The sequence below is a fragment of the Streptomyces sp. C36 genome (assembly GCF_040932295.1).
GTDB classification, from domain to species: domain Bacteria; phylum Actinomycetota; class Actinomycetes; order Streptomycetales; family Streptomycetaceae; genus Streptomyces; species Streptomyces triculaminicus.
In genome coordinates, this window is record NZ_JBFQGI010000004.1 from 532,250 (window position 1) to 544,325 (window position 12,076).

General features: G+C 73.7%; 11 protein-coding genes. 8 read left to right on the forward strand and 3 right to left on the reverse strand.

Annotated elements, in window-relative coordinates; all coding sequences use genetic code 11:
• Positions 1–100 precede the first annotated feature (100 nt).
• From AB4K12_RS15990 to AB4K12_RS16010, 5 genes are all read left to right on the forward strand, one after another.
• Complete coding sequence (locus AB4K12_RS15990; protein WP_368434824.1) at positions 101–967, forward strand: tryptophan 2,3-dioxygenase family protein; 867 nt, start codon at positions 101–103, stop codon at positions 965–967.
• Complete coding sequence (gene kynU / locus AB4K12_RS15995) at positions 960–2,150, forward strand: kynureninase (protein ID WP_368434825.1); 1,191 nt, start codon at positions 960–962, stop codon at positions 2,148–2,150. The genes AB4K12_RS15990 and kynU overlap by 8 nt, the downstream gene beginning before the upstream one ends.
• Positions 2,147–2,863 carry an alpha/beta hydrolase gene (locus tag AB4K12_RS16000; RefSeq protein WP_368434826.1) on the forward strand — a complete coding sequence of 239 codons (717 nt, stop codon included), beginning with the start codon at positions 2,147–2,149 and terminating at the stop codon, positions 2,861–2,863. Before kynU ends, AB4K12_RS16000 begins: the two co-directional genes overlap by 4 nt.
• Before the next feature lie 108 nt (positions 2,864–2,971).
• Positions 2,972–4,243, forward strand: a complete 1,272-nt coding sequence (locus AB4K12_RS16005; RefSeq protein ID WP_368434891.1) for a sensor histidine kinase — start codon at positions 2,972–2,974, stop codon at positions 4,241–4,243.
• Positions 4,240–4,905, forward strand: coding sequence for a response regulator transcription factor (locus tag AB4K12_RS16010; RefSeq protein WP_278251596.1), 666 nt, complete (start codon positions 4,240–4,242; stop codon positions 4,903–4,905). The genes AB4K12_RS16005 and AB4K12_RS16010 overlap by 4 nt, the downstream gene beginning before the upstream one ends.
• On the opposite strand, the gene AB4K12_RS16015 is transcribed toward AB4K12_RS16010, so the two are convergent.
• Positions 4,902–5,840: a diacylglycerol kinase gene (locus tag AB4K12_RS16015; RefSeq protein WP_368434827.1), complete on the reverse strand. Its 939-nt coding sequence runs from the start codon at positions 5,838–5,840 to the stop codon at positions 4,902–4,904. The genes AB4K12_RS16010 and AB4K12_RS16015 overlap by 4 nt on opposite strands.
• A gap of 176 nt (positions 5,841–6,016) precedes the next feature.
• Here AB4K12_RS16015 and AB4K12_RS16020 point away from each other — a divergent pair, with 176 nt between their 5' ends.
• Positions 6,017–7,303 carry an adenylosuccinate synthase gene (locus AB4K12_RS16020; RefSeq protein WP_086566128.1) on the forward strand — a complete coding sequence of 429 codons (1,287 nt, stop codon included), beginning with the start codon at positions 6,017–6,019 and terminating at the stop codon, positions 7,301–7,303.
• A gap of 110 nt (positions 7,304–7,413) precedes the next feature.
• On the opposite strand, the gene AB4K12_RS16025 is transcribed toward AB4K12_RS16020, so the two are convergent.
• Together AB4K12_RS16025 and AB4K12_RS16030 are read right to left on the reverse strand one after the other, a co-directional pair.
• Positions 7,414–9,120 (reverse strand): serine/threonine-protein kinase, encoded by a 1,707-nt coding sequence (locus AB4K12_RS16025; protein WP_368434828.1) that lies wholly within the window; start codon positions 9,118–9,120, stop codon positions 7,414–7,416.
• A 143-nt stretch (positions 9,121–9,263) separates the two neighbouring features.
• Positions 9,264–9,467 carry a cold-shock protein gene (locus AB4K12_RS16030; protein ID WP_086566126.1) on the reverse strand — a complete coding sequence of 68 codons (204 nt, stop codon included), beginning with the start codon at positions 9,465–9,467 and terminating at the stop codon, positions 9,264–9,266.
• A gap of 348 nt (positions 9,468–9,815) precedes the next feature.
• Here AB4K12_RS16030 and AB4K12_RS16035 point away from each other — a divergent pair, with 348 nt between their 5' ends.
• Complete coding sequence (locus AB4K12_RS16035) at positions 9,816–11,171, forward strand: aspartate aminotransferase family protein (RefSeq protein WP_368434829.1); 1,356 nt, start codon at positions 9,816–9,818, stop codon at positions 11,169–11,171.
• A gap of 207 nt (positions 11,172–11,378) precedes the next feature.
• A complete protein-coding gene (locus AB4K12_RS16040; protein WP_368434830.1) occupies positions 11,379–12,074 on the forward strand; it encodes a GntR family transcriptional regulator in 696 nt (231 codons plus the stop codon).
• The last annotated feature ends 2 nt before the right edge of the window (positions 12,075–12,076 follow it).

Consider the following 12,076-nt stretch of genomic DNA (forward strand, 5'->3'; position numbering starts at 1 on the left):
GAAGCGGGCGACGCATGATGCGCGCAGGGGACCGGGGCTCCGATGCCGACAGGAAGGGGCGGACCGCTACCCGGAAGCACGACGTGCCGAGGAGCCCGCCATGCCGCACGCGCAGCCCGCCTTCCCCCCTGCCCTCAGGGACTCCGGACCGGAGACCGGGGCGTCCCCGAACCTCGCCTTCGAGGGCACCACCCCGTACGAGGACTACGTACGGGCCGAGATCCTCACCAACCTCCAGAAGCCGCTCTCCGACGACCCCGGCGAGATGGTCTTCCTCGTCACCACCCAGGTGATGGAGCTGTGGTTCACCGTCATCGTCCACGAGTGGGAGACCGCCGCGCGCGCCCTGCGCGAGGACGACCTGCCGGTCGCGCTGGCCGCGCTCAAGCGCTCGACGTACGAGCTCACCTCCCTCAACGCCTCCTGGGAGCCGCTCGCGCACCTGACGCCCGCGCAGTTCAACGCCTTCCGCTCCGCGCTCGGCGAGGCGTCCGGCTTCCAGTCGGCGACGTACCGCCGGCTGGAGTTCCTGCTGGGCGAGAAGTCCGCCGCCATGCTCGTTCCCTATCGCAACGCCCCCGGCGTCCACGCGCGGCTCGAGACGGCCCTGAAGGCGCCGAGCCTGTACGACGAGGCGCTGGGCTGGCTCGCCCGGCGCGGGCACGCGATACCCGCGGCCGTCCTGGAGCGCGACCCGTCCGAGCGGTACGCCCCCGTCCAGGAGGTCGAGGACGTGTGGCAGGCCGTCTACGCGGGCGACCAGGGCAGCGAGGAGTGCCGGCTGGGCGAGGCCCTGACGGAGGTCGCCGAGCTCGTCTGGCGCTGGCGCAACGACCATCTCGTCGCGACCCGGCGGGCGATGGGGGCCAAGGTGGGCAGCGGCGGCTCGGCCGGCGTCGCCTGGCTGGAGAAGCGCGCCGGCAAGCACGTCTTCCCCGAGCTGTGGACGGCGCGCAGCAATGTCTGACCTCACGCACGAGGCCCTCGCGCTGGACGCCGCGGACGGACTGCGCGCCAAGCGCGCCGAGTTCGTCCTGGACGACGACACCGTCTACCTCGACGGCAACTCCCTGGGCGCCCTGCCGGGCGCCGTCGCCGGCCGCCTCGCCGACGTCGTCGAGCGGGAGTGGGGGCGCCTGCGCATCCGGTCCTGGACGGAGTCCGGGTGGTGGACGGCGCCCGAGCGGGTGGGCGACCGGATCGCCCGGCTCGTCGGCGCCGCGCCGGGTCAGGTCGTGGTCGGCGACTCGACAAGCGTCAACGTCTTCAAGGCCGTTGTCGCCGCCGTCCGCCTGGCCGCCGAGGGCCGTGACGAGATCCTCGTCGACGCCGCCACCTTCCCCACCGACGGCTACATCGCCGCCTCCGCCGCCCGCATGACCGGCTGCCGTGTGCGGGCCGTCGACGCCGCGGACATGGCCGCCGCGGCCGGGCCGAGCACGGCCGTCGCGCTCGTCAACCACGTCGACTACCGCACCGGCCGGCTGCACGACCTGCCCGGCACGACCGCCGCCGTGCACGCCGCCGGGGCGCGCGTGGTGTGGGACCTGTGCCACAGCGCCGGCGCGCTGCCCGTGGCGCTCGACGAGGACGGCGTGGACTTCGCGGTCGGCTGCACGTACAAGTACCTCAACGGCGGCCCGGGTTCGCCCGCCTACCTCTACGTCCGCCGCGAGCTGCAGCCCCGCTTCGACTCGCCGCTGCCCGGCTGGAACTCCCACGCCGACCCCTTCGGCATGTCGGCCGTCTACGAGCCCGCCGACGGCGCCCCGCGCGGGCGGGTCGGCACGCCCGACATCCTCTCCCTGCTCGCGCTGGAGGCCGCGCTCGACGTCTGGGACGACGTCGACGTCACGGCCGTACGGGCCAAGAGCCTGGCCCTGACCGACTTCTTCCTGCGCTGCGTCGCGGCGTACGTGCCGGCGGGGCGGGCCGAGCCCGTCACGCCGCTCGCGCACGCCGAACGCGGCAGCCAGGTCTCCCTGCGCTGCACCGGCGCGGAGGAGGTCATGGCCGAGCTGATCCGCCGGGGCGTGGTCGGCGACTTCCGCCCCCCGGACGTGCTGCGCTTCGGGTTCACCCCGCTCTACACCGGCTTCGCCGACGCCGAGCGCGCGGCCCGGGTGCTGGGAGAGGTGCTGGGAGCGTGACCTCCGAACGGGAGGAGGAGGCGCTGTTCGGCCTGCCGTACGTGCCGCCGGACGAGACGGTGGCCTACGGCCCGCATCCGAGCCAGGTCGTCGACTTCTACGGCCCGCCCGGCGCCACGACCCGGGTCACGCTGCTGCACGGCGGCTTCTGGCGCGAGGCGTACGACCGCCGTCACCTCGCGCCGCTGGCCGCCGCGCTGGCGGGGGAGGGGCTGCGGGTCGCCCTGGCGGAGTACCGGCGCGTGGGCGGCGGGGGCGGCTGGCCGGCGACCTTCGACGACGCCGCCCGGGCCGTCGGCACGGGCCCGGCCCCGGCGCGGCACGTCGTGGCCGGTCACTCCGCGGGCGGCCACCTCGCGCTGTGGCTGGCCTCCGGGCCGGTGGCGGCGCGGCTGGACGGTGTGGTGGCGCTCGCCCCCGTCGCCGACCTCGCGCGCGCCCGGGCCCTGCGGCTGAGCGACGGCGCGGTCGCCGGCCTCGTCGGGCCCGCCGACGAGGCGCGGGCCGACCCCATGCGGCTGCCGCCGCCGGCCGTACCGGTCACGCTGCTGCACGGCGACGACGACCGCGAGGTGCCGGTGGCCTTCTCGGCGTCCTACGCCGCGTACGCCCCGGCCGTCGCCTTCCGCCCGCTGGCCGGCACCGGCCACTACGCCCCGGTCACGCCGGGCACGCCCGCGTACGGGGCGCTGCTGGCGGCGATCGGCGGGTAGCGCCGGGAGGGCCTGCGGGGGTTCGCGTAGTACTTGAGACGGACCCCCGTAGATCCTCATCGGTGCGGACGCCGGGAGCACGCGCGCGTGCCTACCGTTGACGCTGTGATGGACACGTATGAGACGAACGGGCTGCGCAGCGAGATGCGCATCGCCAAGAGCGCCCTCGAGGGCATACGCCAGGACCTTTTCACCGACCCGTTCGCCTTCCGGCCGCTGCCACCGCTCGGCGGCGGGCGCGGGCGGTACGTCCGGTGGCTGCCGCACGCCGCCGTCATCGCGTTCACCGGCATGGTCATGCTCGCGGCGATGGCCTACGAACCCAGCAGGGGTGGCGTGCTGCTCGCGCTGCTCGCGGGCGCGCCGCTGCTGACGACGCTCTTCCGGCCGGTCGGCGCGTGGTGGCTGTCGCTGGGCTTGGTGTTCGCCTCCGGCGTGCTGTTCGTCCCCGCCCCGTGGACGCCGTCCGGGTTCGTCTCGCACCTCGCGGTGATGGTGATCGTCACGATCCGCACCCGGCCGCGCACGGCCGCGTGGATGTGGCTGCTGACGGCCGCCGCGGGGGTGTTCCTCGACGCGTTGCGCGGCCACGAGTACGACTCCGCCGTGTACGCGATGACCCTGCTGTCCGCCGTCGTGCTCTTCGGCGTCGCGGCCGTGCGGGGGCTGAGCGACTCCAAGCGTGAGGTCGCCGCGCAGGCCGCCGTCACCGAGGTGGAGCGCTCCCGGCGCACCGTCCTCGAGGAGCGCACGACCATCGCCCGCGAGCTGCACGACGTGGTCGCCCATCACATGTCCGTCGTCGCCATCCAGGCCGAGGCCGCGCCCTACCGCGTGCAGGACACCCCGCCGGAGCTCGCCGCCGCGTTCCAGACCATCCGGGAGAACGCCGTCGCCGCCCTGACCGAGCTGCGCCGCGTCCTGGGCGTCGTACGGTCGGAGAACCCCGACGCCTTCGCCGGCCCGGAGGCCCCGCAGCCCACCCTCGACGCGCTCCCCTCGCTGATCGACAACGTCCGCGCGGCCGGATTGGCCGTCGAGCACGTCACCACCGGCGCGGTGCGCCCGCTGCCGCAGGGCGTGGAGCTGTCGGCCTACCGGATCGTCCAGGAGGCGCTCAGCAACGTGCTGCGGCACGCGCCGGGCTCCCAGGCCCGCGTCGAGGTCTCGTACGTCCTCGGCGGGCTCGGCCTGCGGGTGGTCAACGGCCGCCCGGACCGGCTGGCCAAGCCCTCGCCGGGCGCCGGGCACGGCGTCCTCGGCATGCGCGAGCGGGTCGCCATGCTCGGCGGCGACATGACGGCCGAGGCCACCGGCGACGGCGGCTACGAGGTCGTGGCGTTCCTGCCCGTCGCGAACCCGGCCGAGGCCGCCGCGTGAGCGCCCCCATCCGCGTCCTGATCGTGGACGACCAGATGATGGTCCGCGAGGGCTTCTCGGTGCTGCTGGGCGCCCAGCCGGACATCGAGGTCGTCGGCGAGGCCGTGGACGGCCGCCAGGCGCTCGCGCAGGTCGCCGCCCTGCGCCCCGACGTCGTCCTGATGGACATCCGCATGCCGGAGCTCAACGGCCTGGACGCGACCCGCGAGATCGTCGCGGCCGACGCGGACGCCAAGGTGCTGGTGCTGACCACCTTCGACCTGGACGAGTACGTCTACCAGGCGCTGCGGGCCGGGGCGAGCGGCTTCCTGCTCAAGGACGCCTCCGCCCGGCAACTGGCCGACGGGGTGCGCGTCGTGGCCGCCGGCGAGGCCCTGCTGGCGCCCACGGTCACCAAGCGCCTGATCCAGGAGTTCTCCCGGCTGGGCGCGCCCAGGGCGCCCACCCAGGAGCGCGTCGGCGACCTCACCGAGCGGGAGACCGAGGTGCTGGTGCTGGTCGCCCAGGGCCGCTCGAACTCCGAGATCGCCGAGGGGCTGGTGGTCGCCGAGTCCACGGTCAAGACGCACGTCAGCCGCATCCTGGTGAAGCTGGGCCTGCGCGACCGCACCCAGGCCGCGGTCTTCGCCTACGAGGCCGGGCTGGTCACCCCCGGCGGCTAGAGCACCCCCTGGGCGCGCGGCAGGGTCAGCCGCCAGGCCTCCGGGTGGGCGGTCCAGGTGCGGGTACGCACCGGCCCGCGGATGCGGTTGTCCGCGCGGTAGCGGAAGTCCGGGCCCGAGACGGTGACCGCGCGGGCGCGGGCGCGTACCGGCTCGTCCCCCGAACGCTGCTGCACGACGACCTCGGCCAGCCCCTCCACCGCCGAGACCGCGACACGCCCGACGGGCCGGTCCAGGTCCGCCAGCAGCACCCCGTCCGCCTCGACCCGCAGCCGGGTGCAGGAGGGCAGCGGATGCCGCCCGCCGGGCCCGGAGAGCATGGTCAGGGCCGTACGGGCGGTCCGCGCGGCCGGCGACCACCACGACTGGTGGCCCGCGCCGCCCCCGCCGTCCCCGCCGCCGCTCCCGGCCGGCCCGGCCTCCGCGCCGGCGGGGGCCCGGCCGCGCCGCGCGCCGGCGGCGGGAGGGCCCGGCGTGTTCCGGTGGGTGGCCCCCGCGGGCACCCACAGGCCCCCCAGGACGACGCCGTCGCTGTCGTCGGCCAGGAGCCCCAGCCGCCGCTCCGCGCCGTCCAGAACGGCGCGTGCGGCCGCGACGGCGCTCAGCGGCACACCGAGCACCCGGGCCACCGACACCGCCGGGAGCGCGCCGACCGGCACCCAGGCCAGCGGCGCCACGGCCAGTTCCCGTCGCCGGTGCAGCAGGCCGACGACGCGCAGCAGGGCGCGGTCGTCCCCGATGACGACGGTCCGGCGGCGCCCGCGTCGGGCGACGGCGCGGGCGACCTCCTCCGGGCCGTTCGGGAGGCAGATTTTGGCCACCGCTCCCGCGCACAACACGTCCCGCGCGATCCGCGTGGACTCGCCGTCCACGCGCCGGGCGGCCGGGTCGATGACGACGAGCAGCTGCGCTCCTGTCGGGTCTGCAGCCGACACCTTCGTCCTTCCTCAGGTAATCTCTCGGTGCAAGAGCCCCTGTCGCTGTTGCGCCAGGGGCTTCGTCTATCCGGGGCACCGGTTCGACGGCTCTAGCAGTGGTGAACGCCCGATTCACGCGGGCTTCCGCCACCTGTGCACGTTGGACATGCCCCGCCCGGAAGGGGTGTACGCCTGTGCCCGCACTTGTGCTGCTCGGTGCTCAGTGGGGTGACGAGGGCAAGGGAAAGGCCACCGACCTGCTCGGTGGATCCGTCGACTACGTGGTGCGCTACCAAGGTGGCAACAACGCCGGCCACACGGTCGTCGTGGGTGACCAGAAATACGCGCTGCATCTCCTCCCTTCCGGAATCCTCTCGCCGGGGTGTACCCCGGTCATCGGCAACGGTGTCGTCGTCGACCCCGCGGTCCTGCTCTCCGAGCTGAGCGGGCTGAACGACCGTGGTGTCGACACGTCCAAGCTGCTGCTCAGCGGTAACGCTCACCTGATCACGCCGTACCACACCACGGTCGACAAGGTGACGGAACGCTTCCTCGGCAAGCGGAAGATCGGCACCACCGGCCGCGGCATCGGCCCGACCTACGCGGACAAGATCAACCGCGTGGGCATCCGGGTCCAGGACCTGTACGACGAGTCGATCCTGGAGCAGAAGGTCGAGGCCGCTCTCGACTTCAAGAACCAGATCCTGGCGAAGCTCTACAACCGCCGCGCCATCGAGTCGGGCAAGATCGTCGAGGAGCTGCTGGCGTACGCCGAGCAGATCAAGCCGTACGTCGCCGACACCACGCTGATCCTCAACAACGCCATCGACGAGGGCAAGGTCGTCCTCTTCGAGGGCGGCCAGGGCACGCTCCTGGACGTCGACCACGGCACGTACCCCTTCGTCACCTCCTCCAACCCGACCGCGGGCGGCGCCTGCACGGGTGCGGGCGTGGGCCCGACGAAGATCAACCGCGTGATCGGCATCCTCAAGGCGTACACCACCCGCGTCGGCGCCGGTCCGTTCCCGACCGAGCTGTTCGACAAGGACGGCGAGGCGCTGCGCACCATCGGCGGCGAGCGCGGTGTGACCACCGGCCGTGACCGCCGCTGCGGCTGGTTCGACGCGGTCATCGCCCGCTACGCCACCCGCGTCAACGGCCTGACGGACTTCTTCCTCACCAAGCTCGACGTCCTCACCGGCTGGGAGCAGATCCCGGTCTGCGTCGCCTACGAGATCGACGGCAAGCGCGTCGAGGAGCTGCCCTACAGCCAGAGCGACTTCCACCACGCGAAGCCGATCTACGAGATGCTGCCGGGCTGGTCCGAGGACATCACCAAGGCCAAGACCTTCTCCGACCTGCCGAAGAACGCGCAGGCGTACGTGAAGGCGCTGGAGGAGATGTCCGGCGCGCCGATCTCCGCGATCGGCGTCGGCCCGGGCCGCACCGAGACGATCGAGATCAACTCGTTCCTCTCGTAGGCGGTACCGCCGCGTGAGCGGTACGACGCGAGCGGCACGCACGCGTGCACGGCGCCCCGGTGGCTCAAGGCCACCGGGGCGCCGTCATGTCCGGGCGGTCCCGGCCGGGATCAGGAGATCTTCCGGTAGACGAGCGACGCGTCCTTGGTGCCGGAGTCGGTGAAGTCGCGTCGCATCCTGCCGTCCGGGAGCAGGACCAGGTCGGACGACGAGCCCGGCTGGCAGGCCGACGTGGGCATGGCCCGGCTGACGCTGGAGGGACCGACGTGCAGCGGCGCCCCACCGGTGCCGCCGCCGGTGGCGGTCGTGTGCCAGGCGCAGACGTACGAGGTGCCGTCGTCGAGGGTGCCGCTGCCGTCGATGGTGACGTCGACGACCGAGCCCCGCGTGATGGTGATGGTCCGGGTGTTGACGCGCGTGCCGCCGCCGAAGCTCGACTGCCAGGTGCCGATGAACGCGGCGGGTCCGGAGTCCGGCGTGGCGCTCGGCCCGGCGGACGGCGTCGTCGGCCCGGCCGTGGGCGGCTGCGGCGCGCCGGACGCCGAGCGGGCGGAGGGCGTCGGCGCGGGGTCCGGGGAGCGGGCGTCGTCCTGGGTGTGGCGGTTGAGCAGGAAGACCGTGCCGCCGCCCGCGAGCAGGCAGACGGCGACGACGGCGGCCAGCACGTAGGGCGCCTTCGAGCGGGGCGGCGGCGGTGCGGGAAGGCCGTAGGGCGAGGGGCCGTACGGGCCGGGGTAGCCGTAGCCGGCGGGCGCGGGCGGCGGCAGCGGTCCCGCGCCGGGCGCCGCGGTGACGGTCGGCGGCTCGGTGGGGCGCGCGTCCCGCGGCTCGGCCCGCGTCTCGACGCGGGTGGGCGCCTCGGAGGCGACCGGGGGTATCGGTGCGGCGGCCGGGCGGGCCGGGTTCTCGACGTCGAGCAGCTGGACGGCGTGCCGGCCGAGCTGGGCGACGAGGCCGCCGGGCAGCCAGGGTTCCGCGGCCCGCAGGTCGGGGAGCAGGTCCTCCACGCCGGTGCGCTCGAGGACCTCTTCCGGAGTGGGCCGTTGCGCGGGGTCCTTGACCAGGAACGCGGAGATCAGCGGCCGCAGTGTGGCCGGAACGCCGGTGAGGTCCGGCTCCTCCTCGGCGATGCGGTACATGAGCGCGTGCACGCCGCTGTCCGCCGTGCCGAACGGCATCGTGCCGGTGGCCGCGTAGGCCAGCACCGAGCCGAGGCAGAAGACGTCGCTGGCCGGGGTGACCTGCGCGCCGCGCACCTGCTCGGGCGACATGAAGCCGGGCGAGCCGACGGCCGCGCCGGTGCGGGTCAGGCCGCCGTCGGTGACGGTCTCCAGGGCCCGGGCGATGCCGAAGTCGATGACGCGGGGGCCGTCGAGGGTGATCAGGACGTTGGAGGGCTTGAGATCGCGGTGGACGATCCCGGCGGCGTGGATCGCCTGCAGGGCGCGCGCGAGCCCGGCGCCGAGGATGCGCACGGACCGCTCGGGCAGCGGGCCGTGGTCGGTGTCGACGACCTGGCGCAGCGAGGGGCCGGCGATGTAGCCGGTGGCGACCCAGGGGATCTCCGCCTCGGTGTCCGCGTCGAGCACGGGCGCGGTCCACTCGCCGCCGACCCGCCGGGCGGCCCGTACCTCCTGGCGGAAGCGTCGGCGGAACTCCTCCTGGCCCGCCAGCTCCGGCTGGACCAGCTTGACCGCGACCGTGCGTCCCCGGTCGGACCGGGCGAGGTAGACCCGGCCCATGCCTCCCGCCCCCAGCCTGCCCAGCAGGCGATAGGCACCGAGTTCTCGCGGGTCTTCCGGCGACAGCTCTTCCATGCCGGTGCCCTCCTTCCCCCATGTTTCGTCGCGGGGAGAATAGCGGCACGGCAAAGGGCCGGGTATCCGCACCGGCGAAAGTGCGGTCCCGGCCCCCGGCCCCCGGCTCCGGGCGGCCGCCGAGGCGGCCCCGGGCCCCGGCGTCAGGCCGGAAGGATGTTCTCCGCCTGGGGGCCTTTCTGGCCCTGGCTGATGTCGAACGTGACCTTCTGGCCCTGCTGGAGTTCCCGATAGCCCTGACTGACGATGTTGGAGTAGTGGGCGAACACGTCGGCGCCGCCGCCGTCCTGCTGGATGAAGCCGAAGCCCTTTTCCGAGTTGAACCACTTCACGATGCCGGTAGCCAAGACGATCTCCTTATGAGGGGGCGTGCGGAGGAATTTCGCGCGCCCGGGGGTGAAAAACGCGAGTGCGCCCGAGGTCGCGGACCTCAGGCGCACAAGACAAATGGGTACCAAACTGCAACCGCAAAGGACCGTAGCAGGCGAATTGCCATCGAATTGGGATTTCTCGTACGGCGATTTGCGTGATCCCGTGCCCATCCCGTGCCCACCGTCCGCGCCCGGCATTGTGTCCGCGTGCGCGGCGAGCGGTGCGACACAGTGCCGGTACCGGCCCGGGCGGGGCTTTCGTAGGCTCGGGGCCGCACAGCCCACGCCTCTTTCCTCCCGCACTCCCGATCAGAGGTCACGCCCGTGAGCACGCAGCCCGATCCCGCCCGTGGCGCCGCCGTGAAGGCGACCGACCGCGCGCACGTCTTCCACTCCTGGTCCGCCCAGGGGCTCATCGACCCGCTGGCCGTGGCCGGCGCCGAGGGCTCGTACTTCTGGGACTACGACGGCAACCGCTATCTCGACTTCTCCTCGCAATTGGTCAACACCAACATCGGCCACCAGCACCCCAAGGTCGTCGCCGCGATCCAGGAGCAGGCCGCCCGGCTGTGCACCATCGCGCCCGGCTTCGCCGTCGACGTGCGGTCCGAGGCCGCGCGGCTGGTCGCCGAGCGGACGCCCGGCGACCTGGACAAGATCTTCTTCACCAACGGCGGCGCCGAGGCGGTGGAGAACGCCGTCCGGATGGCCCGGCTGCACACCGGCCGGCCCAAGGTGCTGAGCGCCTACCGCTCGTACCACGGCGCGACGGCCGCCGCGATCAACCTCACCGGGGATCCGCGCCGTTGGGCCTCCGACACCGGCTCGGCCGGTGTGATCCACTTCTGGGCGCCCTTCCTCTACCGCTCGCCCTTCCACGCGGAGAGCGAGGAGCAGGAGTGCGAGCGCGCCCTGCGGCACCTCGAGGACACCATCGTCTTCGAGGGCCCGGCGACGATCGCCGCGATCCTCCTGGAGACCGTCCCGGGAACCGCCGGGATCATGGTCCCGCCGCCCGGCTACCTGCCGGGCGTCCGCGCGCTCTGCGACCGGTACGGCATCGTCCTCGTCCTCGACGAGGTCATGGCCGGCTTCGGGCGTACGGGCCGGTGGTTCGCCGCCGACCACTTCGGCGTCACCCCCGACCTGCTGACCTTCGCCAAGGGGGTCAACTCCGGCTATGTGCCGCTCGGCGGCGTCGCCATCTCCGCCGAGATCGCCGCCACCTTCGAGACGCGGCCCTACCCGGGCGGGCTCACCTACTCCGGGCACCCGCTCGCCTGCGCCTCCGCCGTGGCGACGATCGACGCGATGGCCGAGGAGGGCATCGTGGAGAACGCCGCGCGCATCGGCGAGGACGTCCTCGGTCCCGGCCTGCGCGAACTGGCCGAGCGCCATCCCTCGGTGGGCGAGGTCCGCGGCCTCGGCGCGTTCTGGGCGGTGGAGCTCGTCCGCGACCGCGCCACCCGCGAGCCGCTGGTGCCGTACGCGGCGACGGGCGAGGCGAACGCCCCCATGGCCGCCTTCACCGCGGCGTGCAGGGCGGCCGGCCTGTGGCCGTTCGTGAACATGAACCGCACCCACGCCGTTCCGCCGTGCACCGTCACCGTGTCGGAGGCCAAGGAGGGTCTGGCGGCCCTGGACGAGGCGCTGACGGTGGCGGACCGGTACACGGTCTGACGGCCCCCGCCGCCCCGGCGGCACGGCCCGGGTGACCGAATCGCCCGTACCCACCCGTACCGCCCAGCCCGGCGATCCGGTAGCGTTCGCCCTTCCCGTGCTCACGGCCATATCGCCCGTGACGGCCCTCGCATATCGTGGCGGGGGCCGTTCGCATGTCAAGCGCGGCGGCCAGGGGACATCGGAAAAAAGCGGAGACGGAGACCCATGCCCGGCAGCGAGACTGTCAAGCGCACGACGCTGCGCTCACAGATCGCCGAGGCGTTGCGCGACGAGGTGATCGCCGGGCGGCTCCCGGCGGGCCGGCAGTTCACCGTCAAGGAGATCGCCGAGCAGTACGGCGTCTCGGCCACGCCCGTCCGCGAGGCGCTGCTCGACCTGTGCTCGCAGGGGCTGCTCGACGTGGAGCTGCACCGCGGTTACCGGGTGCGGGAGTTCTCCTACGCCGACTTCCGCGACATGATCGAGGCCCGCACGCTGATCGTCGAGGGCATGTTCCGCCGCTCCGCCGAGCGCGCGCTGCAGGCCGCGACGCCGCAGGCGCTGGCCTCGGTGCGGCGGCGCGCGGAGGAGGCCGGACGGGCCGCGCTGGCGGGCGATCTCGACATCCTCATCGGCTACGACCTGCGCTTCTGGCGGGAGATGGCCGGGCTGGTGGGCAACCCCTACATATCGGACTTCCTGGACCGGGTCCGGGTGCAGAGCTGGATCTTCACGGTGCCCCTGCTGCGGGGCCTGGGGGACCTGCGGGGGCGGCTGTGGCACGGCCACGCCGACCTGGTGGAGGCGGTGGCGTGCCAGGACGTGGTCCGCGCGCAGCGGATCGTCGTGGCGTACAACCACCACTCGCTGGCGTTGATCGACGGCTTGGCCCCTCGACCCGATCGGAATCCGACCGCATAAGG